The sequence below is a fragment of the Streptomyces sp. SID13666 genome (genome assembly GCF_010548325.1).
GTDB classification, from domain to species: domain Bacteria; phylum Actinomycetota; class Actinomycetes; order Streptomycetales; family Streptomycetaceae; genus Actinacidiphila; species Actinacidiphila fildesensis.
Window position 1 is genome coordinate 1 of record NZ_JAAGLX010000010.1, and the last position, 25773, is coordinate 25773.

Annotated in this window: 23 protein-coding genes and 1 pseudogene; 12 read left to right on the plus strand and 12 right to left on the minus strand. The window is 67.7% G+C overall.

Annotation, left to right across the window (positions count from 1 at the left end; genetic code table 11):
- The 9 genes and pseudogenes from G3I60_RS15760 to G3I60_RS15800 all read left to right on the plus strand — a co-directional run.
- A pseudogene (locus G3I60_RS15760) lies at positions 1-767 on the plus strand (DNA polymerase III subunit gamma and tau); the annotation flags it as partial.
- Positions 768-885: 118 nt separating this feature from the next.
- Complete coding sequence (locus tag G3I60_RS15765) at positions 886-1218, plus strand: YbaB/EbfC family nucleoid-associated protein (protein WP_138359451.1); 333 nt, start codon at positions 886-888, stop codon at positions 1216-1218.
- A 17-nt stretch (positions 1219-1235) separates the two neighbouring features.
- Positions 1236-1835, plus strand: a complete 600-nt coding sequence (recR, locus tag G3I60_RS15770; RefSeq protein WP_138359453.1) for a recombination mediator RecR — start codon at positions 1236-1238, stop codon at positions 1833-1835.
- Positions 1828-2550, plus strand: a complete 723-nt coding sequence (locus G3I60_RS15775) for a DUF5063 domain-containing protein (RefSeq protein ID WP_239069879.1) — start codon at positions 1828-1830, stop codon at positions 2548-2550. The genes recR and G3I60_RS15775 overlap by 8 nt, the downstream gene beginning before the upstream one ends.
- Before the next feature lie 353 nt (positions 2551-2903).
- Positions 2904-4178 carry an aspartate kinase gene (locus tag G3I60_RS15780; protein ID WP_138359457.1) on the plus strand — a complete coding sequence of 425 codons (1275 nt, stop codon included), beginning with the start codon at positions 2904-2906 and terminating at the stop codon, positions 4176-4178.
- On the plus strand, positions 4175-5236 hold the full coding sequence (locus G3I60_RS15785; protein ID WP_164295170.1) for an aspartate-semialdehyde dehydrogenase: 1062 nt from the start codon (positions 4175-4177) through the stop codon (positions 5234-5236). Before G3I60_RS15780 ends, G3I60_RS15785 begins: the two co-directional genes overlap by 4 nt.
- A 392-nt stretch (positions 5237-5628) precedes the next feature.
- Entirely contained in the window at positions 5629-6192 is a 564-nt protein-coding gene (locus tag G3I60_RS15790) for a SigE family RNA polymerase sigma factor (protein ID WP_138359461.1), read from the plus strand.
- 290 nt (positions 6193-6482) lie between these two features.
- A complete protein-coding gene (locus G3I60_RS15795) occupies positions 6483-7439 on the plus strand; it encodes a hypothetical protein (RefSeq protein WP_164295169.1) in 957 nt (318 codons plus the stop codon).
- Positions 7440-7534: 95 nt separating this feature from the next.
- Entirely contained in the window at positions 7535-8407 is an 873-nt protein-coding gene (locus G3I60_RS15800) for an SURF1 family protein (protein ID WP_164295168.1), read from the plus strand.
- Positions 8408-8419: 12 nt separating this feature from the next.
- Here the strand turns inward: G3I60_RS15800 and G3I60_RS15805 are convergent, their stop codons facing one another.
- Entirely contained in the window at positions 8420-10204 is a 1785-nt protein-coding gene (locus tag G3I60_RS15805) for a prolyl oligopeptidase family serine peptidase (RefSeq protein ID WP_164295167.1), read from the minus strand.
- A gap of 54 nt (positions 10205-10258) precedes the next feature.
- On the opposite strand from G3I60_RS15805, the gene G3I60_RS15810 reads away from it, so the two are divergent.
- Positions 10259-11152 carry a bifunctional 2-polyprenyl-6-hydroxyphenol methylase/3-demethylubiquinol 3-O-methyltransferase UbiG gene (locus G3I60_RS15810; protein WP_164295166.1) on the plus strand — a complete coding sequence of 298 codons (894 nt, stop codon included), beginning with the start codon at positions 10259-10261 and terminating at the stop codon, positions 11150-11152.
- On the opposite strand, the gene G3I60_RS15815 is transcribed toward G3I60_RS15810, so the two are convergent.
- Complete coding sequence (locus G3I60_RS15815; protein WP_343241258.1) at positions 11149-11394, minus strand: DUF6191 domain-containing protein; 246 nt, start codon at positions 11392-11394, stop codon at positions 11149-11151. The genes G3I60_RS15810 and G3I60_RS15815 overlap by 4 nt on opposite strands.
- A 167-nt stretch (positions 11395-11561) precedes the next feature.
- Positions 11562-12374 (minus strand): class I SAM-dependent methyltransferase, encoded by an 813-nt coding sequence (locus tag G3I60_RS15820; RefSeq protein WP_164295187.1) that lies wholly within the window; start codon positions 12372-12374, stop codon positions 11562-11564.
- A gap of 732 nt (positions 12375-13106) precedes the next feature.
- Between G3I60_RS15820 and G3I60_RS15825 the strand changes: the two genes are divergently transcribed.
- Positions 13107-13751 (plus strand): DUF433 domain-containing protein, encoded by a 645-nt coding sequence (locus G3I60_RS15825; protein ID WP_164607230.1) that lies wholly within the window; start codon positions 13107-13109, stop codon positions 13749-13751.
- Entirely contained in the window at positions 13748-14218 is a 471-nt protein-coding gene (locus G3I60_RS15830; RefSeq protein ID WP_164607232.1) for a DUF5615 family PIN-like protein, read from the plus strand. Before G3I60_RS15825 ends, G3I60_RS15830 begins: the two co-directional genes overlap by 4 nt.
- Positions 14219-14304: 86 nt before the next feature.
- On the opposite strand, the gene G3I60_RS15835 is transcribed toward G3I60_RS15830, so the two are convergent.
- The 9 genes from G3I60_RS15835 to G3I60_RS15870 all read right to left on the minus strand — a co-directional run bounded on the left by G3I60_RS15835 (position 14305) and on the right by G3I60_RS15870 (position 25564).
- Entirely contained in the window at positions 14305-15057 is a 753-nt protein-coding gene (locus G3I60_RS15835; protein ID WP_164607234.1) for a hypothetical protein, read from the minus strand.
- Between the two features lie 381 nt (positions 15058-15438).
- Positions 15439-20325, minus strand: coding sequence for a type ISP restriction/modification enzyme (locus G3I60_RS15840; RefSeq protein WP_164607236.1), 4887 nt, complete (start codon positions 20323-20325; stop codon positions 15439-15441).
- Between the two features lie 543 nt (positions 20326-20868).
- Positions 20869-21459: a hypothetical protein gene (locus G3I60_RS15845; RefSeq protein ID WP_164607238.1), complete on the minus strand. Its 591-nt coding sequence runs from the start codon at positions 21457-21459 to the stop codon at positions 20869-20871.
- A 115-nt stretch (positions 21460-21574) separates the two neighbouring features.
- Positions 21575-22408: an aminoglycoside phosphotransferase gene (locus G3I60_RS15850; RefSeq protein WP_164607240.1), complete on the minus strand. Its 834-nt coding sequence runs from the start codon at positions 22406-22408 to the stop codon at positions 21575-21577.
- Positions 22409-22431: 23 nt separating this feature from the next.
- Complete coding sequence (locus G3I60_RS15855) at positions 22432-23154, minus strand: aldo/keto reductase (protein WP_343241945.1); 723 nt, start codon at positions 23152-23154, stop codon at positions 22432-22434.
- Positions 23151-24365, minus strand: a complete 1215-nt coding sequence (locus tag G3I60_RS15860) for a cupin domain-containing protein (RefSeq protein WP_164607243.1) — start codon at positions 24363-24365, stop codon at positions 23151-23153. Before G3I60_RS15860 ends, G3I60_RS15855 begins: the two co-directional genes overlap by 4 nt.
- Before the next feature lie 9 nt (positions 24366-24374).
- Positions 24375-24542 (minus strand): hypothetical protein, encoded by a 168-nt coding sequence (locus G3I60_RS44605; RefSeq protein WP_203673051.1) that lies wholly within the window; start codon positions 24540-24542, stop codon positions 24375-24377.
- Between the two features lie 210 nt (positions 24543-24752).
- Positions 24753-24896 (minus strand): hypothetical protein, encoded by a 144-nt coding sequence (locus tag G3I60_RS45435; RefSeq protein WP_239069880.1) that lies wholly within the window; start codon positions 24894-24896, stop codon positions 24753-24755.
- A 176-nt stretch (positions 24897-25072) separates the two neighbouring features.
- Positions 25073-25564: an ATP-binding protein gene (locus G3I60_RS15870; protein ID WP_164607247.1), complete on the minus strand. Its 492-nt coding sequence runs from the start codon at positions 25562-25564 to the stop codon at positions 25073-25075.
- Positions 25565-25773: the final 209 nt, after the last annotated feature.

Consider the following 25773-nt stretch of genomic DNA (forward strand, 5'->3'; position numbering starts at 1 on the left):
CGGCCCCCGCCCTGGCCGCCCAGACACCGCCGCCCGCCGGCCCCGCCGCCCCGGCGGCGTCCGGGTTCGCCGGGGACTCGACGCGCGTACGGCAGATGTGGCCGGACATTCTGGAGGCGGTGAAGAACCGCCGCAGGCTGACGTGGATGCTCCTGCTGAACAACGCGCAGGTGGCGGGCTTCGACGGGCAGACGCTGCAGCTCGGATTCGACAACCCCGGAGCGCGCAACAGCTTCGCCAACAGCGGCAGCGAAGAGGTTCTCAAGCAGGCGATCAGCGACGCCCTCGGGGTGGAGTGGCGGATCGAGGCCATCGTGGACCCGTCGGGCGGCGGGGGAACGGCCGGCGGCGGCTCCGGAGGTCCCGGCGGCTCCGGTGGCTCCGGCGGCCCGGGTGGCGGTTTCGGCGGCGGAGGCAGCGGTGGAAGCGGCGGCGGGTCCCGTCCGGCCGCCCCACCCGCACCGTCCGCCTCATACGCCCCACCGGCATCCTCCGCCCCGTCCGCACAGTCCGCACACTCCGCCTCGTCCGGGCCCTCCGCGCCGCAGGGCGGGCCCGCTCAGGCGGCCCATGCCGCGCCTCAGACGGCCGCCGGACGGCCCGGGGGCGCGCCGCCGCCATTGATGTCGGACGAGACGCCGCCGCCCCTGGAGGACGACATTCCGGAGGACGACGACGTGGATCTGGTCGAGTCCCCGCTGTCCGGATACGAGCTTTTCGTGCGCGAAATGGGTGCCACGGTGATCGAGGAGATCCCGAACGACTGATGACGCCCGATGTTCCGCGTCACGTCGTCCGATCCTCCGTACGGCGTAGGGCGCAGGGCCGTCCGAGCACGTAGGCTCGCCCTACCGCGCAACGTTGTCGTGAGGCAGGAGTGAACCCGTGATCCCCGGTGGTCAGCCCAATATGCAGCAGCTGCTCCAGCAGGCCCAGAAGATGCAGCAGGACCTTGCCGCTGCCCAGCAGGAGCTGGCCGAGGCCGAGGTCGAGGGTTCTGCGGGCGGCGGTCTCGTGACAGCCACGGTGACTGGTGCCGGTGAGCTCCGGGGGCTGGTCATCGACCCCAAGGCGGTCGATCCTGAGGACACGGAGACGCTGGCCGATCTGGTCGTCGCCGCCGTGCACAACGCGAACGCGACCGCGCAGGAGCTTCAGCAGCAGAAGCTCGGTCCGCTCGCCCAGGGGCTGGGCGGCATGCCCGGCCTGCCGTTCTAGCGTAAAGAAGGCGCCCCGTGTACGAAGGCGTGGTTCAGGACCTCATCGACGAACTGGGCAGGCTGCCCGGCGTGGGTCCCAAGAGCGCGCAGCGGATCGCCTTCCACATCCTGCAGGCGGATCCGGCCGATGTGCGGCGCCTCGCGCACGTACTGGCCGAGGTCAAGGCCAAAGTGCGGTTCTGCAACATCTGCGGGAACGTCGCGCAGGACGACCAGTGCAGGGTCTGCCGTGACCCGCGCCGCGATCTCGCGGTGATCTGCGTGGTCGAGGAGCCCAAGGATGTCGTCGCGGTCGAGCGCACCCGTGAGTTCCGCGGCAGGTACCACGTACTGGGCGGCGCGATCAGCCCCATCGAGGGCGTCGGTCCGGACGATCTACGGATCCGGGAGCTGCTGACGCGGCTCGCGGACGGCACCGTCACCGAGCTGATTCTGGCGACGGATCCCAACCTTGAAGGTGAAGCGACCGCTACGTACCTGGCCCGCATGGTGAAACCCATGGGGCTGAAGGTGACGCGACTGGCCAGTGGTCTGCCCGTGGGGGGAGACCTGGAGTATGCCGACGAGGTCACGCTGGGTCGTGCCTTCGAAGGGAGACGACTGCTCGATGTCTGACACCGCGGTAACCACACAGGACTCGAAGGGCGCACCGGGCACTCCGGAACGCGACCTCGGCGATCCGAACGTCCAGGAGCCCGACGACTTCGCCGTCCAGATCTGCGATCAGATCGAGAGTTTCATCCTCTCGGTCCGCGAGGTCGCCAAGGGCGACGATCCGGACAGCGCTGTCCCGTACCTGCTGCTGGAGGTCTCCCAGCTGCTGCTGGCCGGCGGCCGGCTCGGCGCGCACGAGGACATCGTTCCGGACGAGCGCTACGAGCCGGACATCGGCCCCGAGCCGGACGCGGACGAGCTGCGCCAGCACCTCGCGGCGCTGCTGGAGCCGATCGACGTCTACTCGGAGGTATTCGACCCGTACGTACCGCGCAGTACGCCCGTCGCCTGCCGGATTTCGGACGATATGGCCGACGTGGTGACCGATCTCACGCACGGCCTCGCGCACTTCCGCGCCGGCCGCGTGAGCGAGGCGCTGTGGTGGTGGCAGTTCTCGTACCTGTCGAACTGGGGACCGACGGCCAGCGCCTCGCTGCGCGCGCTGCAGTCCCTGGTCGCCCACGTCCGGCTGGACAGCCCGCTGGACGAGCTGGACGGCCTGGACACGGACGATTCGGCGGACGACGAGGAGCGGCTGGCCGAGGAGGCCGGCAAGGTCATGGCGGCCGAGCTCGGCACCCCGCTGGGCGTCCGCGCCCAGCCCGCCGCCGGCTGATCCCGGGTCCGCCGCCGGCTGATCCCGGGTCCGCCGCCGGCTGATCCCGGGCCCGTCACCGGCTGATCCCGGGCCCGTCACCCGTCGAACCCTGGCCCACCACCGGCTGAACCGGTCAACCCGTCACTCGCTGACACGCCGTAGCCGCGCACCCGCTACCCCCGCCGTCGGATATCCGGACGATCTTCCTCCGGTCACGCATCCAGCGCCTGATCTGGGGTTATTCCGTTCCGTCCTGGGCAGGTGGCCCACCGAGTGGGCCACCTGTCTCAATATCCGGTATCGCGGAGGCCGCCCCGGCCCGCTCGTTAGACTGAGCCGACCGCAGTACCAGACCTTCCCGAGGAGCGCACGTGGGCCTTGTCGTGCAGAAGTACGGAGGCTCCTCCGTCGCCGATGCTGAAGGCATCAAGCGCGTCGCCCGGCGAATCGTGGACACCAAGAAGAACGGCCATCAGGTCGTTGTCGTGGTGTCGGCGATGGGCGATACGACGGACGAGCTGATCGATCTCGCCGAGCAGGTGTCGCCGATTCCCGCCGGCCGGGAGTTCGACATGCTGCTGACCGCCGGAGAGCGGATCTCCATGGCGCTGCTGGCGATGGCGATCAAGAACCTCGGTCATGAGGCGCAGTCGTTCACCGGCAGCCAGGCCGGGGTCATCACCGACTCCGTCCACAACAAGGCACGGATCATCGACGTGACGCCCGGCCGTATCCGGACCGCGCTCGACGAGGGCAACATCGCGATCGTGGCCGGCTTCCAGGGCGTGTCCCAGGACAAGAAGGACATCACCACGCTGGGCCGCGGCGGTTCCGACACGACCGCGGTGGCGCTGGCGGCGGCGCTCGCCGCCGAGGTGTGCGAGATCTACACGGACGTCGACGGGGTCTTCACCGCCGACCCGCGGGTCGTCAAGCGCGCCCAGAAGATGGACTGGATCTCCTTCGAGGACATGCTGGAACTGGCCAGCTCCGGTTCGAAGGTGCTGCTGCACCGCTGTGTCGAGTACGCCCGTCGTTACAACATCCCGATCCACGTCCGCTCGTCCTTCTCCGGCCTGCCGGGGACCTGGGTGAGCAACGAAGCACCGCTAGGAGGCAAGCCGATGGAGCAGGCGATCATCTCCGGGGTTTCGCACGACACGTCCGAGGCCAAGATCACGGTCGTCGGGGTGCCGGACAAGCCGGGCGAGGCGGCGACGATCTTCCGTGCCATCGCGGACGCCGAGGTCAACATCGACATGGTCGTCCAGAACGTGTCGGCGGCGGCCACCGGCCTCACCGACATCTCCTTCACCCTCCCCAAGACCGAGGGCCGCAAGGCGATGGACGCGCTCACCAGGTCGCAGGACCGCATCGGGTACGACTCGCTGCGCTACGACGACCAGATCGGCAAGATCTCGCTGGTCGGCGCGGGGATGAAGACCAACCCGGGCGTCACGGCGACCTTCTTCGAGGCGCTGTCGAACGCCGGCGTCAACATCGAGCTGATCTCGACGTCGGAGATCCGCATCTCGGTGGTCACCCGGGCCGACGACGTGAAGCCGGCCGTCCAGGCGGTGCACTCCGCGTTCGGCCTCGACAGTGAAAGTGATGAAGCTGTCGTCTACGGCGGTACGGGCCGATGAACCGTAAGCCGACCCTGGCCGTCGTCGGTGCGACGGGCGCGGTCGGCACGGTGATGCTGGAGCTGCTCTCCACCCGGCAGGACGTGTGGGGCGAGATCCGGCTGGTCGCGTCCGCGCGGTCGGCCGGCCGCCGCCTCGTGGTGCGCGGTGTGGAGACCGAGGTCGTCGTGCTCAGCGAGGAGGCGTTCGAGGGCGTCGACGTCGCGATGTTCGACGTCCCGGACGAGGTGTCCGCGCAGTGGGCGCCGGTCGCCGCCGCCAAGGGCGCGGTCGTCGTGGACAACTCCGGAGCCTTCCGGATGGACCCCGACGTCCCGCTGGTGGTGCCGGAGGTGAACGCGCACGCGGTGCGGATGCGCCCGCGCGGCATCATCGCCAACCCCAACTGCACGACGCTGTCGATGATCGTGGCGATCGGCGCGCTGCACGCCGAGTTCGGGCTCAGCGAGCTGATCATCTCCTCGTACCAGGCGGCTTCCGGCGCGGGCCAGTCCGGCGTGGACACCCTCCGCGACCAGCTGTCCAAGGTCGCCGGCACCCACCTGGGTACCCAGCCGGGCGATGTACGGCGCACGGTCGGCGACTTCGGTCCCTTCCCGGCGCCGCTCGCGCTCAACGTGGTGCCGTGGGCCGGCTCGCTGCGGGAGGACGGCTGGTCCTCGGAGGAGCTCAAGGTCCGGGACGAGTCACGGAAGATCCTCGGCCTGCCGGAGCTGCGTGTCACCGCGACCTGCGTACGGGTGCCGGTCATCACGACGCACTCGCTGTCGGTGCACGCGCGGTTCGAGAACGAGGTGACCGTGGAGAAGGCGCACGAGATCCTGCGGAGCGCTCCCGGGGTCGTCGTGACCGACAATCCCGCCGAGGGCGAGTTCCCCACCCCCGCCGATGTGGTGGGCACGGACCCGACCTGGGTCGGCCGGGTACGCCGCTCCATGGACGATCCGAACGCGCTGGAACTCTTCGTGTGCGGGGACAACCTGCGCAAGGGCGCCGCCCTGAACACTGCACAAATTGCCGAAGTCGTGGCGGCCGAGTTCGTCGCTTCGCACACATGATGTGATCCACTCCTTGGTCTGGACCACTTGAAGTGGGTCGCGCACCAATGGACAATTCGCTCCCTGACCGCTGCAACCGGCAGTAGACGGGGAGCGTCTTTGTGTCAGCGCACTGCCCTAATGTGCTGCGTGCCGGGGGGTATTGGGCAGGCGCAGTTCGTGCCTGGGCAAATGGGCGCATTGGGGAAGAAGTTGGTACGCATGGGGATATTCGGCGCCACATCAAAGGCGACGCCTTGCGCGTACAACCCTGACGGGGGGACGCGTGTCCAACAGTCGTGGCAGAGGCACTGGGTATCGAGACGGCACTTGGGCGGGGCGGCGCTCCGACACGCGTGCCGCGCCCGCGTACGCCCGGCCGTACGTCCGGCAGGGCACGCACTCCCGGCGGGATGCCCGTGATAGCGCCCTGGCCGATCGTGCGCGTGCCGTCCGAGCTGGGTGCTGACGCCACGATGGCCGTCGGCACCACGGTCGACCACCTGACCGAGACCTACAGTGCCCACTACCGGTCGCTGCTCGGCCTCGCCGCGCTGCTGCTGGACGACACGGCCTCCTGCGAGGACGTCGTCCAGGAGGCCTTCATCCGCGTCCACTCCGCGCGCAGCCGCGTCCGTGACCCCGAGAAGACCCTCGCCTACCTGCGGCAGACGGTGGTCAATCTCTCCCGGTCGGCGCTCCGGCGGCGCATCCTGGGCCTCAAGCTCCTCTCCAAGCCCATGCCCGACATGGCGAGTGCGGAAGAGGGCGCCTACGAGATCCTGGAGCGCGACCAGCTCAAGACCGCCATGCGGTCCCTCCAGCGCCGTCAGCGCGAAGTCCTCGTGCTGCGCTACTTTGCCGACATGACCGAGGCACAGGTCGCCGAAACGCTCGGAATTTCCCTGGGCTCGGTGAAGGCATACGGTTCCCGTGGCCTCGCGGCGCTTCGCATCGCGATGGAGGCGACCGTATGACCACCCCCTACGACTCACGTGGCATGGATCCAGAGAACCGCGAATTTCCCGAAGAACTGAACGACGAGCGCAACGCAGCGCCCACCGGAACCGGCCCTCAGGGGGCGGGATCAAGCCCCTTGGGAGCGAGAACCAGCCCTGCTGAAGGCGGGATGACCTTGCCCGGGGCCGGGACAACTGCGCCTGGGGCCGGGACGATTCCGCCTGAGGCCGGGGCGACTCCGCCCGGGTCCGGGACGACTCCGCCTGGTGCAGGGGCGAGCTTCGACGAGCTGGCGCTGCGCCGGCTGATGCAGGACGCGGTGAAGGGCCTCAAGCCCGCACCCGACGCGCTCGACCACCTGCGGCACGCCGTACCGGCCCGCCGGACGCGCCGCCGCCAGGCCGTGGCCGGCGCCGCCGCCGCGTTCCTGCTGGCGTGTACCGCCGTGCCGGCCCTGCTGCATGTCGCGAACACCGCGGACCAGCAGGACACCACCGCGGCCGGCGCCTCCAGCCCCAACGAGCCGCGGCAGGACACCGGTGGCACGGGGGAGAGCAGCCAGGACGACTCGGGCGGTCCGGCCGACACCGGGACCAGCGCCGGCAGCGAGCCCGCCCCGTCGGTGACACCGTCGCCGACCCCCACACCCACGAACGAGCACGGTGCCACGGTCGCCCCGACGCCCACCGGCTCGGCCGGCCGCACCGCCCCGGCCTGCGACCGCTCCCAGCTCGGCAGCGGCGCGAGCAAGACCGGTGCCCCGGACGCCAAGGGCAACGTGTACGGCTGGTTCCGGGTCGCGAACGTCTCCGCGCAGGGCTGCACGGTCAAGGGCGGCGGCGCCGTCACCGTGATCGCCCAGGGCAGCGCCGACGCGTCGAAGATCCAGGTGCTGGACCACACGCCGGGCGATCCGGCCACCGGACTGCCGGATGTGGCGGCCGCCCCGCTGGTCCTCCAGCCGGGCGACACGTACGAGGTCCGGTTCGCCTGGGTGCCGGACGCGGCAGGTCCCAACGGCTGCCCGGCGCCGCCCACTCCGACGCCCACCCCGACCACCGGCGGCAGCACCAGCAGCGGCAACAACGGCACCAGCGCCTCGAACAACACCCCGGCAGCGGCCGATGTACCGCCGACGCCCGGCCCGGCGAGCGTCGAGGTCAGCCACACCCCGGAGGCGGGGGCGCCGGCCGTGGCCGACACGACGATCCCCGACGCGTGCGCCGGGACGATCTACAAGACGACGGCCCTCACACCTCAGTAGGCGAGGCGGGGCGAGGCGTGGCGCGGGAGGGCCGCGGAGTACCGGGCCGCGGGCCCGGTGGCGTCGGCCGGCCCCGCTCCCCGTACCGTTGAGGCGTGTACCGGTTTCTGCTGACCCCGCGCTGGCTGGGAGTCCACCTCTTCGTCGTGCTCGCCGTGCCGTTCTGCGTCTTCATGGGCAGTTGGCAGCTGAGCCGCTTCGAGGACCGGATGAACAGCCACCACGTGGCCGAGCGGGCCCCGAAGGCCGCCGCGTCCGCCGCCCCGGTCCCACTGGCCACCGTCCTCCCGGACACCAAGGCGCAGGTCACCCAGGACACCACCGGCCGCACGGTCACCGCGACCGGCCGCTACGACACCGGCCACCAGCTCCTGGTCCCCGGCCGTGACCTCGGCGACCGCACCGGCTACTACGTGCTCACCCCGCTGCGTACGGCGGGCGGCGCGGCGCTGCCCGTCGTCCGCGGCTGGCTGCCCGGCGAGGCCTCGTCCGCGACGCCCGCCGCCATCCCGGCGGCGCCCGCGGGCGACGTCACCGTCTCCGGCGCCCTGCAGCCCCCCGAGAACACCGGCACCCAGGGCGTCCAGTCCGCCGGCGGGCTGCCGCAGGGCCAGCTCGGGATGATCAGTGCCGCGTCGCTCGTCAACGTGCTGCCGTACGAGGTCTACAGCGGTTGGATCACGGTCACCGACGCCACCGCCCCGCTCGAGCCGGTGCCCCCGGCGGCCCCCAGCAACACCGGGCTCGACCTCAAGGCCTTCCAGAACCTGGGCTACACCGGCGAGTGGTTCGTCTTCGCCGGCTTCGTGGTCTTCATGTGGTTCCGGCTGGTCCGCCGCGAGGCGGAACTCCGCGAGGACACCGCGCTGGGCCTCATCCCGGACCAGGACCCGGCCGCTGAGAACCCTGAGAATGCTGAGAACGCGGCGGCGCCGGGCAAGCTGGAAGAAGCCCTGCCCGGCGACTGAGGACCCACCCGGTCAGAGCGCGTGCTTCATCGCGAAGGCCAGCTCCAGGCGAACCTGCTTGATCCGCTCCTCGACGACGAGCGAACCGTGCCCCGCGTCGTACCGGTACACCTCGTGCACCTTCCCCAGCGACACCAGCCGCTCGACATAGTTGTCGATCTGCCGGATCGGGCACCGCGGGTCGTTCATGCCCGCCGAGAGGTACACCGGCGCGGTCACCCGCTCGACGTACGTGATCGGCGACGAGGCCTCGTACCGCTCAGGAACCTCGGCGGGCGAGCCGCCGAAGAGCGTGCGGTCCAGGGACTTCAGCGCCTCCATCTCGTCGGTGTACGAGGCGACGTAGTCGGCCACCGGGACCGCCGCGAGCCCCGCCGTCCAGGCGGTGGGCTGGGTGCCGAGCCCCAGCAGCGTCAGATAGCCGCCCCACGAGCCGCCGGAGAGCACCAGCTTCGCCGGATCGGCCAGCCCCGAGCCGACGGCCCACTCGCGGACCGCCGCGACGTCCTCCAGCTCGATCAGCCCGACGCGGTGCTTGAGCGCGTCCGTCCACTCGCGCCCGTAGCCGGTGGAGCCGCGGTAGTTGAGCCGTACGACGGCGAAGCCGTGGTCGACCCAGGCCGCGGGCCCGGCCGCGAAGGCGTCGGAGTCGTGCCAGGCGGGGCCGCCGTGCACCTCGAAGACCGTCGGGAAGGGCCCGTCGCCCTCGGGCTTCTGGACGAGGGCGTGCACCGGCCCGCCGGGGCCGTCCACCCACACGTCCTCGACCGGCACGGAGTCCGGGGCCTTGAGACCCGGCGCCTCCAGCACGATCCCGCCCGTCGTGGACCGCACGACCGGCGGCAGCTGCGCCGACGACCACAGGTACTCCACGGACCCGTCGGGGCGCGCGGTGGCGTTGCTCACCGTTCCCTGCGGGGTCTCCAGCCGGAGCAGCGCACCGGCGGCCAGGTCGTAGCGGAACATCTCGCTGCGCGCCTGGTACGAGTGCACGACGAGCAGCGCCGAACCGTCCGGATACCACTCGGCGGAGACATCGCCCGGCAGGTCGATCGCCAGCGCGGTCTCCTCGCCGGTCGTCACGTCCCACACCATCGGCAGCCAGCGCCCGGCGCGCTGGTGCCCGACGAGCAGCCGGGTGTCCCCGGCCACGGGAGCGAAGCCCAGGCAGTCGAGACCGAGTTCCTCGGTGCCGCCGCGGGAGTCGTCCAGCTCGGCGACGGTCGAGCCGTCGAGCCGCACCACGCGCAGCGCGCCGTGCATCGCGTCGCCGTGCTCGGTGTGCTCGATGACGAGCAGCGTGCCGTCCTCCGACAGGTCGCCGACCCCGGCCGACTCCGCGTGCCGGTAGATCTCGACCGGTGCGGCGCCCGGCCGCACGACGTGGACGGACGTGCCCTCGTCGTCCGTCGACCGGCCGATCACGACGGTGCCGTCCGCGCCGAGCGCCAGCCCGGCCGGGTACGAGGCGTCGAGTCCCGGCGTGGCCGGCTCGTCCTCGCCGCCGCCGAACGGCTGGCGCATCCACACCCCGAACTCGTCCCCGTCGGTGTCCGAGAACCACCACACCCACTCGCCGTCGCGGGACAGCGTGCCCTCCGTCGTCCCGTTCGGCCGGTCCGTGGCCTGGCGGCGTTCGCCGGTGGTCCGGTCCCAGGCGTACAGCTCGTACGTGCCGGTGGCGTTCGACACGAAGAGGCAGCGCTGCGGCGCGTCCTCCGCCCACTCGGGCAGCCCCACCCGAGGCGCCCGGAACCGCTTTTCCCATTCCGGCATGGCAGCCGTGACATCACTCATGCCTCCATCAAACCCGATGGCCGGCCGCCTTCACCCCGACTATCGTCACTCCCCATGTACACGAGGACCCCGGCGGACCGGCGGGAGACCGATCGCGCCAGGTGGGACGTTGGGGTCTCCCCAGCCGGAGGTAGGGGAAGCGTTCCGATCCACACGGCGAGCGAGTCCTACGATCCGGACACCTTCCGGGCCGGCCAGGACGTGATCCGCCCCTTCGAGGCGGCGGAGGTGGGATCGGTCACCGGGAAGTCGCTGCTGCACCTGCAGTGCGGCCTCGGCCTCGACACCCTCTCCTGGGCGCTCCGCGGCGCCTCCCGGGTCGTCGGCCTGGACTTCTCCGAGCCCGCCGTCGACGCCGCCCGCGAGCTGGCCGCCGACCTGGGGCTCCCGCCCGACCGGGCGTCCTTCGTCGCCGCCGACGTGTACGACGCGGCCGAGGCCGTCCCCGACTCCTCGTACGACATCGTCTACACCGGCACCGGCGCCCTGTGCCGGCTCCCCGACATCGTCCGCTGGGCCGAGACCGCCGCGTCCCTCGTCGCGCCGGGCGGCTTCCTGTACCTCGCCGAGTTCCACCCGCTGACGGACGCCCTCGACGACGAATCGGGCTCCCGGATCGCCCACGACTACTTCACTCGCGACGCCTGGGTCGACGAAGCCCCGGGCACCTACGCGGACTTCGACGCCCCGACGGTGAACAACCGCACGGTGGAGTGGGCGCACACCCTCGGTGACGTCGTCACCGCGATCGCCGCCACCGGGTTCCGGCTGGAGTTCCTGCACGAGCATGACGCGACGCTCTTCCAGCGCTTCGGGACGCTCGAACGCGACGGGCAGGGATCCTCCGGGAGGGGCGACGGCTTCTACCGGCATCCGCCGGGCACCCCGCGCGTGCCACTGATGTACTCGCTGCGGGCTTCCCGCGCGCCGGACCTGCCCCAGCCCTAGCCCGGCGGGATCCGGAGGACGGCCGTCCCGCCGTCCGGATCGATCCGCGACCGGGGCGGTGCCCCGTCCCCCTCCTCGTCGCGCAGCGCCGGCGACGTCCTGCGCTGCTTGAGCTCCTCCTGCTTGCCCGCCGACAGTGTCGCGTGCAACAGCTCGAACCCCGTCGACGCCACCTGGCCCTGCCGTCCGGCCCCCCGCCACGGCAGCATCCCGGCCCGCCCGGCCCGCCTGGCCCGCAGCATCGCCTGATCGACGAACGCGGCGACCGTCAGCGGACCACCAGACCCGGCAGCGTCATATCGACGAACGCGGCGACCGTCAGCGGACCACCAGACCCGGCAGCGTCATGAGGAAGATGAAGGCCATGCCCCCGAGCACCCCTCACCGGAGCCCGGGGGGCGAGAGCCCGTCAGGCGCGATCCGCGGTGAGGGCGTACGACGGCAGCGGCTCGTTGCCCTTGCTCTTCGCGAGGGAGCCGAGCACATCGAGCTGGCTGATGAGGAACTCCCGCGCCAGCGGCGACAGATCCGCGAACCGCTCGTCGGAGCCGGCCATCCGCCGCGCGGCGTCCACCTCCCAGTCGGCGTCCTGCAGACCCGTCGTGTCCACGTCCTGCTCCGACGCCACCCGCCACCCGGCCTCCGCGAGAATCCGCAGCAGAGCCTCGTGCGAGAACGGCGTCCGCACGTTCCCCTCGCCCCTCGCCCCGACCGCCTCGACATGGCCCTGCACGAGCACGGCGAGCAGATGCGGCAGCTGCTCCACACCCCGCGGACGCAGATCCCACTCCGAGAAACACAGCCGCCGCGCCCACGGTCGGACGCGCGTCAGCGTCCTGAGCAGCTGGTCGAGGGAAGCGAAGTACCAGGAGCAGTGCGACAGCACGACGTGGTCGAACGCGTCGTCCGGGAACGAGACCGCCTCGTCGAGGACATCGACGCCGAACCGGATGTCGATCCGCGACCCGAGCGGCCCGGCCGCCAGGAACGCCGCCGACTCGCCCAGCGTGACCGGACTGCCGTACGAAGGCTCCGCGATGTCCACCCCGACCACCCGCCCGCCGGGCCCGACCGCGTCCGCGAGCACCGCGGTCATGTCCCCCTGCCCGCACCCGACTTCCAGCACCGAGGCCCCGGCGGGAATCCCCCAGCCGTCCACCAGCCCCACCCGGAACCGCGTCTGATCCCGCTGCACCCCAAGATGCCCCACCGCGGCCGCCATGGCTCCCGCGATCGTCTCGACCCTGCCCACAAGAATCTCCCTGCACCGACCCCGCTGCCCCCGCCGCAGCGACTGTAGGTGAGAGATCACCGAAGAGCCCGGCCTTTTCCGCCCCCGGAAACGAGTCAGGGCCCTGATCATCAATGATGATCAGGGCCCTGAACTGCAGTGTCACCAGTCGGGGTGGCGGGATTTGAACCCACGGCCTCTTCGTCCCGAATGAGGTCCGGGCGGGATCGGCACCGGGTAGTTTGCGGTTTTACCTGGTCAGGGCGTTGGGGTGCGGTGGTCTCGGGTGGTCTTGAAGGGGCTCGGGGAGCGGGTTGGCTCCCAGATGGCTCCCAGACCGAAAGCGGCTATTGCTCCGCCTCGCCGAGCTGGAAACATCGCTCGACGCTCGACGCTCGACGCTCGACGCTCGACGCTCGACGCTCGACGCCCGACGCCCGCCACACGACGCCCGCCGCACGGTGGCTCTCCACACTACTGGTGGATGCCCTTATCGGCTCCTACGAGCAAGCGCGAAGCCCGGACGGGGACCGCCTCGGAAGGGTCGGGCCCGGTCGTCAGCTGCAGGAGACCGGGCTTGTGCCGGTTCCCGCAGCAGAGGCTTGTGCGACAACGGAGCGTGTCAGGCCCACCCTGAACGGGCCCTTCGGCTTCCGTTCCGAGTGGCTTCTAGGAGAATGGGGTACGTTCAGGCGCGTATCCATGGGCGGAAGGAGGCACGCGGTGTCGTACGAACCCAAACTCGCTGCGGCTCTTTCCGGCGCCACATTGCGTCAGCTGTCCCACTGGCGCCGAGCCTCCGGGCCCAAGGGCGCCGTGCTCGTGCCCGAGATCTCCATCGAGCGGCCGATCCTCTACTCGTTCCGTGACGTTGTGGCACTCCGCATCTGCGTACAGATGCGCGAAGAGACTTCGTTGCAAAAGATTCGCCGTGCGCTGAACACTCTCCGGGAAGACCTAGGCGAGTGGGAGCACCTCTCCTCGTACAAACTCGTCGCGGGCCCGGACACGATTTACCTGGCCGAGCCCGACTACGCTGTGGACCTGATCAAGGGCGGCAACGTGGTCATCCATCAGATGGTCGATGTTCTCGCCCCCTTCTATAGGGACGGCCGCAGTATTCCCGCTCTGCTCACACCTCGTGAACACGTCGCGGTCGACGAGTCGGTCCGAGGCGGAGAGCCGGTCATCCAAGGCACCAGGGTCCCTGCATCGGATGTCGCTGCTCTTGTGCGGGACGGCGTCCCACCGGACCAGATCGGTGAGTTCTACCCAGGCGTGACGGCTGAGGCCGCCCGTGACGCGGCCGACTTCAGCGAGTACGTCGACAGCTACGGCAGCAGCGAGCCCCGGCAGGTCGGCGCTTGAAACTGCTGCTCGACGAGAATGTGCCTCGGCCTATGGCCGAGATCGTGCGAATCCTACTGAAGGCACATGACGTCGTCCATGTCCACGAGCTCAAGGGCTGGACGGGCACCAAGGACATCGAGTTGTACGCAAAGGCCAAGGCCGAGGGCTTCAACGTCGTCATCACCAATGACACCAAGCAGCTCAGCCGGCCGCTCGAAGTGACAGCCATCGCAACGTCGGGCCTGCATCGCATCGAGTACCGCCAGAACAACAAGCATGGTGGCCTGGTGGGCCTGGGCACAGCAATTGCCACCATCTGCGCGGCTCTTCCCCATGCTCTGTCGGAACTCGAAGCAGCTGACGGCCAGCGTCTCGTCTCTCTGACATCGATCGACCCGACCCGACAGAAGCGCCTCCAGATCACGGACCCGGCCGTAGCCCCGCCGAAGCACTGGCCCGGTCGTGATTCGGCCGCCGAGTCCTGACACCTCGACTCACGAAGGCTCACGGCCAGTAACCCACCGCAGGCGATACCGGGAAATGATGCGTCGACGCCGACTACTTCGTTTCATCAGGAATCATTGCGGAGCATTTCCTGGATCTCGGTGATGCGACGCTGGGTTGCCGCAGTGTTCTTCTGCTGACGGGCCAGCTTCGCCTCGGCAGCCGCCAGCTCCTGGGCGAGCCGCTCCCGATCAGCCGCCGCACGCTCACGAATGGTCCCGTCATCGTTGTACGCCGGCCCTACCCGCTCACTACTCACCACTCCGCGACGCTCCCCGCATTCCGGGCAGTCGACGACGCGGGCGGAAACGTAGCTCTGTTCTCGATGCTGAATGTGTGGCACTACATGGTCGCAACGGAGGTTGAGGTTCCAGGTGTCGAGAGCCTTCTTGCGTTCCTCCCGTGAGGGCCAGGAAGCGAACAGTTTGGAGAGGTCCTCGATCTGCTTCGGCCCCATCGGCGGCGACGGGCAACAGAAACAGCAATGCGTCACCCGAGAACCGCTGATGGTCCACCGCGCATCCCGGCAGTCGGCGTGCCGCTGGCGGAACCTCCGGTCGGCCTCCTCGTACTCGCGCTTCTCCGACTCGGACAACTTCATGAGGGGCGGCCAACTCCCCAGTCCGTCCTGCATGGGCTGTCCGCAACCTCGGCATGGCTCACCGGCCATGTGCTCCGCCCAGCTGAGGTGTGTACCTTCTCGCTTCCACCGCTCATCCCGCTCGCGGCGCCGCTGGTCATCCGCTTCGGAATCGAGCGCCGAGCGTAGAGCACGTTTGGCAGCTCGCTGAAGACGCTGCTCCTCCGTGAGCTTGGCCATGGGCTTCGCCTTCCGCTACACCGGGTTCTCGTGCACGACTGCGGAATCCATGCTGGCGTGGCCGCCTCTGGTGTCGCCTACCCATGCGCCGGATGACGCCCTGTGGCCAGACTCGGCTCGCAACTGGTCCTCACGTGACTGTTGTTGTCTGGTGCTCGGCCGGTTTCTGAGACGAATCAGTGGCGCGGCTCAAAACACACGGCGCCGAGTTCGCGAACGCGCACGTGAGCGTGAGTGGGGTGACGCCCTGAGCAGGCGGGTGCGGTTCCCCTCCCTCCGGGAGAGCCCGACCAAGATCCTCTCCCGGATTTCTCCCAAGCAATCTCCACGAACCACATAGCACACAGTCTTAACCCCTTCAACTAGTGGTAGGCGCTCAGGTCACTCGATGATGTCGAGCGGGGGCAGAGCATCGACGATCTTCATCGTCTCCAGGCTGACCGTGACGATGCGCTTGAGCAAGTCGACGACGTAGCGGGGTTCCTCGGACCAGTCGTTTGGGTCGTTGACGATCCCTGAGTCCTTGTCCGTCTTCACCCAGTAGCGGTCGATGATCCACTCGATCGCGGAGCGGGCGCCAAGCTGGTAGCGGTACGCCTCCTCAGGGATGTTCGTGAGGGTGACCCTGGGGTTGTAGACGATGGCGGTGCGGTCGACCTGGCTTTTCACCCGAAGGAACTTCATCTTCTTGCCGACCCGGAACAGCTCGCTGGGCGGGGTCGCCGATGTTGCGCCGGAGACCTGCTCGACGATCCCCGCATACGGCTCCGCCTGCTCGTAACCGAGGTGGAGTTCGGAGAGGGCGCGGCCAGCTGCGGCGAAACTGTAGAAGTCCTGCACCTTGGGGATGCGCGGGAGGGACTTCTTGAGGTCGGCCGCGAACTGCTCGCGGTACGCCGGTGAGTGGAGCAGGGCATAGGTGTAGAAGAAGATATCGTCTGCAGTGATGTCGGGGTCGGCGTAGGTCTCGCGGTACGTAGCGAGCACGGCATCGGTGATGTTGTCGACGCGCTCGTAACCGTCATCAGCCTCGGCTGCGGCGAACAGATCGTCACCTTGGCCGAGCTCGCGATAGGTGTAACGGGGGAAGAACTGGCCTCCGCTTCCAGCGCCGGTCACATGAAGGTCTGGAACGGCGTTCAGCATGAGCACCGAGAAGGGGACGGCTGACCCCATGCCGACGTTGTAGATACCGAAGTTCTCGTGCTCCGGCGTCGGGAACAGCCGGGCGAGCTGGTAAACCATGTCGTTCAGTCGTGCATCGAATGCGACATGTTGCTTTGTGAAGGGGCGGTAAGCAGAGACAAACAGCCGCTGGTCATCAAAAGCGTAAAGCGTGCCCTTCGCGACGTTGGCCTTGTCCGCGCGATTCCAGCTGATCTGGGTGGCATCGTAGTCGATGAATTTTTCCGCGTCTGCGGCCTTCGGGTCCGTGATCTTCTGAGTGTCGCAATACTTCGCAAATCCCTTGACCTGCTCGTTGTAAAAGTTCACTGACGCCTTGACGTTCTCACTCAGTTGCGGCCGAGAGAAGTTGTAAGCCCAGGCGTCGCGGCCGGTCTTTAGTCCGCTTGAGAAGAGTCCAAAGACGGTCTTGGTGCGGGCGATCTTGTCCTTGTCGCCAACGGCCTGAAACTCCGCGAACTTCTCGTTTCGCTGATTGATCCAGTCGCCGTCGGTGTTAGGCGCCAGCTGCAACCAAGCCACCGTGTCCAGCCCCTGCGACTTGAGGATGTTCAGCTTTTCCTCGCGGGTCAGATAGTCGCCGATGTCGCGATAGTGCAAGGCGCAATCTGCTTCGGCGCTGGCACCAGCGCCCTTGACCAGAATGAGGATAGCGACGGTGTTGCGGCTGCCGGATCCGAAAATCTTGCCGCCTTCCTTGCGTGAGAGTTCCCCCGCGGTGCGCTGATTGCCGCGGAGGTTATAGCAGTAGATCGCGTCGAATTCTTCCACCAAGGACTTGCGTAGACCGTCAGCCGTATTCCCGTCGATGTAGCCGCCATTGGAGACAAAGGCGACGACGCCTTCGTCTTGAATCCGGTCGGACGCCCAGCGGATGGCGCGGATGTAGGAGTCGTACAGCGAGTTCTTGTTCTTGGCTGTAGACAAAGCCGCGTAGGTCTGCTGGATGCGTGAGTCCAGCGTCTCGTATTTGAGGTTCTGGTTGTCGTCGTTCTGGCTGTCCTGCCCCACCGAGTACGGTGGGTTGCCGACGACCACGGTGATTGGCTGGGCCTTCTGTTTCTTCGCCCGTTCGCTGTTGCCTTCCAGGACGTCCATACCGTCGAGCTTGGCGGACCCGCCCTCGGCCAGTTGGAAGGTGTCAGTCAGGACGATGCCCTCGAACGGCTGGTACTCCGATTCGGCCTCAGCCAGTTCGTGGTACGCGGCCTCGATGTTGACAGCGGCGATGTAGTAGGCCAGCAGCACGATCTCGTTGGCGTGGAGTTCGGTGGTGTACTTGCGGAGCAGATCGTCGGGCTTGATCAGGCCGGACTGGAGGAGTCGGACCGGGAAGGTGCCGGTGCCCACGAAGGGGTCGATGACGTGGACGCCTTCGTCGGTCAATGAGCGGCCGAAGTGCTTGTTGAGGGCCTGTTCGGTCGAGTGAACAATGAAGTCGACGACCTCGACCGGGGTGTAGACGATGCCGAGTGCGTCGGCGGTCTTCGGTAGCGCGGTCTTGAAGAACTTGTCGTACAGCTCGACGATGACCTGCTGGCGACCGGCGTGATTGTCGATGCCCTTGGCGCGCACCCGGACCGAGTTGTAGAAGTCCTCCAGGGTCTTGGTCTCCGTCTCCAGGCCCTGGTCGTCGAGGACGTCCAGCATCTTCTGCATGGCCTGGGACACCGGGTTGTGCTCGGTGAACGCGTAGCTGCTGAAGAGGGCGTCGAAGACAGGCTTGGTGACGATGTGCTGGGCGAGCATGTCGATGGCGTCGGTCGCGGTGACGCCGGGGTTTATGGTCGCCCGGAGTTCGTTGAGGAACTCCTCGAACGCGGCCCGCTTGTCGCTCATTTGTAGCGCAGCCTTGATGCGGGTGACATGCGCTTGGGCGATGGCAGCAACGTCCTTCGCCCACAACTCCCAGTATTGGCGCTGCCCGACCTTCTCGACGATGCGGGCGTAGATCGCTTCGCGCCAGTTCTCGAGCTTGAGCAGCTCATCCTGAACGTACTGCGCGCCTTGGGCTTCCTGCTGCTGCGCGTTCTGGGCCTCGGTCGGGGTGGTGGAGCCGTCCTGGTCACCAACGGCTTCGTCGCCTGGACCGACGACCCCGATGCCGATGTTCTGCGGCGGCTGCTGGTTGAGCGAGATCTGGTTGACGGTGGCGTTGAAGCGTTCGTCGTGGGCACGCAATGCCTGCAAGACCTGCCAGACTGTGCGGAAGCGATCGTTGTTGGCGAGCGCCTGCGCCGGTGGCATTCCGGCGGGAACGGCAACCGGCAGGATGATGTACCCGTACGACTTTCCCTCGGCTCGGCGCATGACTCGGCCGACCGACTGGACGACATCGACCACTGAGTTGCGAGGGTGCAGGAAGAGCACCGCGTCCAGGCTGGGGACATCAACGCCCTCGGAGAGGCAGCGGGCGTTGGACAGGATCCGTGCGTTCGCGGGCCCCGGGTCCTCCTTGAGCCAGTCCAGTCGCTGGTTACGGCGCAACGTGTTGAACGTGCCGTCGACGTGCTCGACCTCGCAGTGCAGCACTTCGTCGTCGCCTTCGTCGTAGGCGTCGACGATGGCGTTGAAGTTCTCAGCGATGGCCTGGGAGTCGGCGATAGAGCGGGCGAAGGCGACGGCGCGCTTCATCGGGGCCTCGTCTTTGCCGAAGCTGGCGCCGTCGGCGAAGGTTCCGGTCCGCTTGGCCATGGCATTCCAGCAGCCGATGATTTTCGCGGCGTCGTCCAGATTCAGCTCGGAGGCTCCGCCGGCGAAGCCCTGCTGGAGGGTCTTAGCGACTACACCTTCGTCCACGGCGAGGATCAGGACCTTGTAGTCGGCCAGCAGTCCCTCTTCGACGGCCTTGCCGAAGCCGAGGCGGTGGAACTCCGGTCCGTACAGTTCCTCGCTGTCCATCGAGGCAACCGCGGCGCTGGAGTCCTTGGCCTGCTGCTGGGTGTCCTCGTTGTAGATGCGTGGAGTGGCCGTCATGTACACCCGGCGGTCGCTGCCGAGGTAGCCGTCGTCGTGGATGCGCACGAACGCAGACTCGTCGGCGCCTGCGATGGTGAAGCCGGTCGTACGGTGGGCCTCGTCGCACAGAACCAAGTCGAACCGGTCCAGACCCTTCTTCTGCGCAGCAGCGATAGTGTCGATCGACTGATAAGTGGAGAAGACCACGGTCAAGCCCGGACCCGCCGCCACGCTGGCGATCTGTTTGATCAGCTTGTCCGGGTCTGTCGTGGCTGGCAGGGCTAGGTCGTGCGCTGCCATGTCCTGACTGTCGTTCGCGGCCTGCTGCTTCCCGACCTTGACGTCGGAGCAGACGGCGAACGGGCGCAGCGTGACCTGAGTCTCTGAGGACCACTCCCGCAGCGTCTGCGAGAGCAGAGCGATCGAGGGCACCAGGAACAGCACTGTGGTGTGTTCGCCCTGGCCGGCCTGGGCGCGCTCCTTCTGCAGCCGTTCGGCGATCTTCAGGCTGGTGAAGGTCTTGCCGGTGCCGCAAGCCATGATCAGCTTGCCGCGATCGTTCTCTACGAAGCCGGCGAATACGTCGTCGATCGCCTCGCACTGGTGCGGTAGCGGCTTCTTCTTCTTATGCAGTTTCAGGTCGACTGCGAAAGTTGCCTCGGACTGGGTCGGCAGATGCCATTCGATCGGGCTCGCGGCGATGCCGGACAGGCCGAGGCGGGTAACCGGTGGCTGCTGGCCAGCCATGGTGTCCTCTGCGTTCGGGCCCCACTTCTCCGTCGTGGAGATGATCATGCGCCGGGTGAAGCCGCCCTTGCCCGAGGCTGCCAGGAAGGAGTCTATGTCCGGCTTCTGCACCGTGTGCATGGGCTCGTAGAACTTGCATTGGATGGCGCAGAGGCCACCCGTCTCCCGATCTTGGGCCACCAGGTCGATTCCGGTGTCCTTCTTGTTTGCCGCGGTGCCCGGCCAGTCGGCCCACAGCCAGACCTGACTGAACTGCTCGTTCCACTGCGGATCGGTGCGGAGGAACTTCACCATGAGCCGTTCGAAGCGTGTTCCACGCTCGTGGTTGTCCTTCGACGTCGTGCGGATCACCTTCAGGACGTCGTGCACCGTCGTCATCCCAGCTCCTGCTTCCTTCGCCGCCGCGTGGCGGCGGTCATCCGTGCTCTACGGTCACCTACGCATCAATCCCGGAGAGAGCCTATCTGCGAGGGGTGCCATGATCCGGAGCAACGTACGGATACCAGTAAATGCTGGCACCGGAACAGGGCAGCGACCTTCGACCCCAAGAGCGGCAGCCCCTCCCGTCCCCCTTGGCGGTGGTTCCGGCCGAACGGCCGACGTTCGCGCCGGATCCGTGATCGGTCTGTGTCCGCGGCCAACTGAGACCACGGAACGACGAAAGACCCGGCTGCTGAGCCGTCGGGTCGTTCGTTTGCCCTGACGGGCGAGTGCGGAGGATGCGAGATTCGAACTCGTGATGGGTTGCTCCCAACACGCTTTGCAACTGTTCGTCCGGTTGTCCGGATGAGTTCGCAGTCGTCCTGACCTGCGGCGCAGTGGTAGTAGATCGATCAGACGGACCACCCTGAACGACCACGAATGCAACCCGAACTGGAACCCTCGGCACCCCCGTCCCAAGGTTCGGAGTCTGCGCCGAGATCAGGCCGAATCGGCTGCGTCGTAGGCTGCGGCGTCGGCAGGGGAGAGGATCACCTTGGCTCCCAGTTCCGCGAGGCGTGGCCTCTTGCTCTGCTTCCGGAAGTTCCTGTCGTTGCTCACGAAGACGTCGGCCTTCGCCATGATGTGTGTGTGCAGGACCAGCACGTCGAGTTGTTGGTTGCGCCACTTGCGCTCTGCGAGCCTCCGCGCTTCCTCGTCCAGGTGCCCGGGGACCGCGTCGAGGTAGCCGAAGGGGGCGGTGGGGAACAACACCTCGTGCAGCCTGCGGATCTCCGCCTCGGTGTCGTCATGCGCGAACACACACCAGTCCAGATAGGTGAGATCGCACACCGCCACGGGCGCGAGGATCTCCAACTCTCCAAAGCCGAGCCCGTCGATACGCCGCTGGAAGTGGGAGAAGTTGTCCAAGACGGTGCCGTCCCGCTGGGTCTCGGCGGCCATGGTGGCGACCAGCCGCACCGTTGCCAGGCCGGAGCGCTGCCGTGCAACCAAGTCACGGACAGCGCCGGCCTCGGGTCGTTCTTCCTCGACTGCGATGAGGCAGTTGGTGTCGAGCGTGAAAGAGAGCACCGCGCCTCCTGAATTTACTGACACGCTAGTCGGTCGGAAGCGGCGGTTGCATGGGGATTTCTACACCAACTCCTGCAGCGCCCGGGTGCGGTCGGGAAGCTGGTAGGCCCGTCGTTCAGCGGATTTCGCTGAGAAGAGTCTGCGCTACGGAAGCCATTGCTTCCGTCTGTGGGGCTGGCCTTCCCGTCCGTCGGAAGGCCCTTGCGGTGTTGGCGCAGAGAAGTAGGCGGGACAGGCGGCCGGAGCGCGTGGACAAGGCGTCGTCGAAGAGGGTGAGGACTCGATCTGCGAGCGTGGGGACAGCCAGGGAGGCGGACCATAGGCAAGCGGCGTCCCAGCCGACCGGGGCCCTGCCCCAGCTCTCCCAGTCGATGATCGTCAGTTGCGGGCCGCAGAGGTTGGCATAGCCGAGGTCGCCGTGGGCGCAGGCCCAGTCGGTGATGGTGGTGTCGACCTGATCACCGTAGATCTCCTGGATTCGGGCAGTGAGGTGTGCTTGGCCCATGGCTACTCGGTCTGTTGGGTGGGCGGCCAGGTTGGAGAGCGATGCCTGTAGGTCGGTCCACCATTGATCTGGGAGGTGCGGATCCGTGGTGATGTCCCCGGTTTGGGAGAGAGCCGGATCGCCCGCCAAGGTCATTTCGTCACCGCGCCACACGACGTCCCGTGTTGGATCTGACCAGATGGTCGCCGCGAGCCATTGCGGTCGTGGCACTCCTTGAATGGCTGCAGCCGCCTCGTAGCCGTTCCAGGCGTGGGTATTGAGCTTCTCGGTGCGCCGCCAGGCGAGGCGGATCCAGGTAGCAGCGTCGGTGGGGAAGCCGGCCGTGCCGTTCCACCGGCTGTAGCGGCCGTCCTGGCGCTTGAGCTGGCGTCCCAGCCGCCGCTCAACGGTCTCCAGGACATCGTCGAGCGGCACGGTGGAGAGATCATCCAGGTTGAGCTGCACCGTCGGTCCTTTCCGGCTGTGACTCATCCGTTCACCGTAGCCCTGCGGCGCAGTAGCGTCCGGTACTGATTCACCGTCGTGGAGTTGACCTCAAAGGAAACGGCCTCGGCCAAGTCGGCCAGGTGGTCGAGCCGCGAGGTTCCGACGGCTAGCCGGGTCACTCCAGGTATCGCGAACGCTGTCGCGATTCCGCTCTGGAGGGCCGAGCCCTGCTGGCCAGGGGACAGGAACTGGCGGGTGTCGACCTGTGTCCAGATCGGACCGGCCGCGTCGCCGGCGAACGGTGACATTCCCCAGATTTGCCGCGCGCCCAGCCGTTCGGTCAGTTGTTCACCGGCGTCGAGCACGAGGGAAGGCACGCTCAGGCCGGCTCGAACCATGATCACGTCGGGACTGGGTACTTCCCACGCGGATTCGAGCAGCGGGCTCGGCGACCACGTCGAGATGCCCCATGCCTCGCACAGGCCCTCCTCGCGCACCTTAGCGAGCGCCTCGCAGGCGGCTTCGAAGTTGGCGGCCGAGCACTCGGGGTTGTGCAGCAGGATCGTGTCCGGGGTCCTCCCGAGAGCGATCGCCGACTGTTCGGCCGCTGTCCGGAGGCTCCGGGTGCTGAGGTCATGGCCTTCGGGGAAGTAGCCGATCTTCGTGGAGATCGAGAAGGCTGGGAGCAGGTCCGCTGCGATGGCGGCCAGCGTTTCGTGCGACCCGAAATGCTGGTAGTTGAAGGCGGTGTCCAGGTCCGTCACGCCCAGTTCGAGTGCTCCTTCGAGAAGTTCACGGGTGTGACGAGTCCGGTATAGCCCGAGAGCGATTCGGCGGTCAGTGGTGCGCACAGCCCCTCCTTGATCAGAACCTCGGCCACCGTAGTGAGGTCCGTGGCATCTCCCGTCAGCCCGACGGGATGGCCGGACAGCAAAGCGCGCAGAGCAGGCTCGGCCCGCCTGTGGAAGGTGAGCTGTTTGCCTCCACCGATCACCTGAATGACGTCGTCCGCATGTGTGATCACCGGTTCGAATTCGGTGACGGCCACCACGTGCTCCAGGGGGTCGAAGGCCGCAATGTGGGGCATGTGTCTGGCGGGCGGCGTGTTTGCCCGCAGTTCCTTCAGGTAGCGCTGCGGCTCGTACTCGCGAGCGAGTGTTGCCAGCTTCGCGGTGAGCAGCTCGTGCTGGGCCGCTCCCTCACTGCTCTCCAGGTCGGTCCGGAACAGCTCGTCCGCGCGCGTGGCGTCGGACAGGAAGTTGGACCAGGTGACGCCTGTGCGCTTGGTGAGGCCGAAGGTGACGTGCAGTGAGTGGCCTTGGCTTCCGGTACCGAGCCGAGTCGCGGTGTGCCAGTAGCCCCGGGGTATGTGCATGACATCGCCGGCGGTCATGGTGCCCGCCCACAGAACTTCGTCTGGTTGGGTGAGGTTGCGCTCGGCGTCTCGGTACATGGGCATGGGTCGCGACGGCCCGCGGACTTCCCAGGACTTTTCGCCGGACAGCTGGACGGCGATCACGTCGTGGTCATCCCAGTGCAGGTGGAAGCCGTCGGTCTCACCCACGGCCAGGTAGGCGTTGGCGGATGCCAGTTCGCCCGACCACCAGCCCAGTGCCCTGCAGGCGATTTCCAGCGTGGGATCGAAGAAGTCGACGTGGTCGAGGACTACGGTGCCGCCGCCATTGAGAATGCGGCCGAGGGCCGCCATGTCCGCCTGGTTGACTGCCTGCCTGCGCCGATTGACGGCGGTGGACAGAAAGGTGGAGGGGTGGACTTCGTCACCCTTCGCGTAGCAACGCAGCTGGGGGTTGGTCAGGTGACGGCGCTGGATGGTCTCCAGCAGCCGGTAGGGCGTCATCAGCCGGGTGAGCAGGTCCAGGTCCGTGAGCTGCCCGCGAACGAACGCGGTGCCCACGGGCCCCGGCCCGTCCCAGCCGAGCGCCTTCTCGATTCCTGTGACGAGCCGGTGCTCCATGGGTTTCTCCTACTCCTTGGGAAGGTTCAGGTCGCGGTTGTCCCCGTCATCGCCAGCGCTGTTCTGCGAGCTGGTGACATCGGAGCGCTCTGCCTCGCTGCGGTCGTGAGCCATCGCCAGCTGATCGACCGCGATCAGCAGGCCGACGTCGGTGCCGGCACCTTCTTCGCTCTTCATTCGGTTCTCCTTCCATCGGGCCTCTCGGTGGCGAAAGGCCGTGGCGAAATGTGCGGATCTGCCCGGGGCATCTCCGCGCTATGAGATGGTGCAAATCCGGCGCGTTGCACGCCGGGGACCGCCCCTCGGCCATGGCGAGTCATGCAGCCGTGGGACGGAGATCCGGGTGGCTGTCGCAGCCCTGGAGGGGCGCTCGCGAATGGAGCTGCTCTATGTGGCTCTGGCGGTCATAGCGCCCTGGTCCTTGCGCATGTTGACGAGCAACACGCGCTGGTCCAGCTCATAGAGGCAGGCCCGGCAGGAGAAGAGGGCGGCGTGCATGCCGCTGGACTGGACGGGTCCGATCCACGTCACATCGACGTCTTCACGCCCGCACCACAACCAGCATTCGCCCTGTGTTCGCCATTCGTGGCGGCCCCAGAGGGTGTAAGCCCTTGGATCACCCGATGCCGGATCGATGTCACGGCGAGACGGCCGGTACACGACGTCGGGGTCGGGCAGGGGGGAGGCCCGCAGACCTTGCGGCCACATCAGGCGACCGCCAAGACGAAAGGATGGGGCGTAGGTCTGGCAAGGGCATTTTGCTGGGCACTGAAGAACCGCCGCAGTACTGCCGCGCGGATGGCCGGCGCCGGTTTGGGGAGGGTGATCTCCGCCCAGACGTGCTTTCCGCGTTCGGCAGGCTCCCAGCCGGATCGTGTCGCGAGCGAGGCCACCAGCGCCATGCCGCGACCGCTCTCGTCCTCATCCTCTGCGACTTTCAGCAGCGGGGCCGTCGGGCTCTCGTCGAGAATGTCGATGATCAAGCGTCCGGGCTGGTGGTAGAGGCCAATCGTGATCCGTCCTCCCCCGTGGAGCACGGCGTTGGTGATGAGCTCGGAGGCCACCATGCCGATGGCGTCCGCCGTTTGCTCATCCAGAGGTACGCCCCAGACGCGAACCTGCTGCACGACCGCACGTCGAGCAGGTGAGACCGCTCCTTCGGTGCCCGCGAGGACGATGCGAGTGACGAGGGTAGGCATGGCAGACGCCTCCGGGAAGGTAGAGCGACACCGACCCTGACGGGGGACGCAGGGTCGGAGCCGCCGATCTGGACGGCCATCCGGGGTACACGCTTGGGCGGAGCCAAATCCTGAGCCCCTGGACGGCGTGATCCTCAGTCAAAGGCCAACAGGCGTAAGCACGGAACGTTTCTGGGGGGTTTCTTCTGGTAGGCGCTCTCCCCCCTCTC

Excerpts from the sequence above, each read along its gene's own strand:
- G3I60_RS15810 (WP_164295166.1), top strand. The coding sequence starts at position 10,259 with ATGTACACGAGGACCCCGGCGGACCGGCGGGAGACCGATCGCGCCAGG.
- G3I60_RS15835 (WP_164607234.1), bottom strand. The coding sequence starts at position 15,057 with ATGGCCAAGCTCACGGAGGAGCAGCGTCTTCAGCGAGCTGCCAAACGT.
- G3I60_RS15840 (WP_164607236.1), bottom strand. The coding sequence starts at position 20,325 with ATGACGACGGTGCACGACGTCCTGAAGGTGATCCGCACGACGTCGAAG.
- G3I60_RS15785 (WP_164295170.1), top strand. The coding sequence starts at position 4,175 with ATGAACCGTAAGCCGACCCTGGCCGTCGTCGGTGCGACGGGCGCGGTC.
- G3I60_RS15775 (WP_239069879.1), top strand. The coding sequence starts at position 1,828 with ATGTCTGACACCGCGGTAACCACACAGGACTCGAAGGGCGCACCGGGC.
- G3I60_RS15795 (WP_164295169.1), top strand. The coding sequence starts at position 6,483 with ATGCAGGACGCGGTGAAGGGCCTCAAGCCCGCACCCGACGCGCTCGAC.
- G3I60_RS15870 (WP_164607247.1), bottom strand. The coding sequence starts at position 25,564 with ATGCCTACCCTCGTCACTCGCATCGTCCTCGCGGGCACCGAAGGAGCG.
- G3I60_RS44605 (WP_203673051.1), bottom strand. The coding sequence starts at position 24,542 with ATGAAGAGCGAAGAAGGTGCCGGCACCGACGTCGGCCTGCTGATCGCG.
- G3I60_RS15860 (WP_164607243.1), bottom strand. The coding sequence starts at position 24,365 with ATGGAGCACCGGCTCGTCACAGGAATCGAGAAGGCGCTCGGCTGGGAC.
- G3I60_RS15805 (WP_164295167.1), bottom strand. The coding sequence starts at position 10,204 with ATGAGTGATGTCACGGCTGCCATGCCGGAATGGGAAAAGCGGTTCCGG.
- G3I60_RS15815 (WP_343241258.1), bottom strand. The coding sequence starts at position 11,394 with ATGCTGCGGGCCAGGCGGGCCGGGCGGGCCGGGATGCTGCCGTGGCGG.
- G3I60_RS15820 (WP_164295187.1), bottom strand. The coding sequence starts at position 12,374 with ATGGCGGCCGCGGTGGGGCATCTTGGGGTGCAGCGGGATCAGACGCGG.
- G3I60_RS15790 (WP_138359461.1), top strand. The coding sequence starts at position 5,629 with ATGCCCGTGATAGCGCCCTGGCCGATCGTGCGCGTGCCGTCCGAGCTG.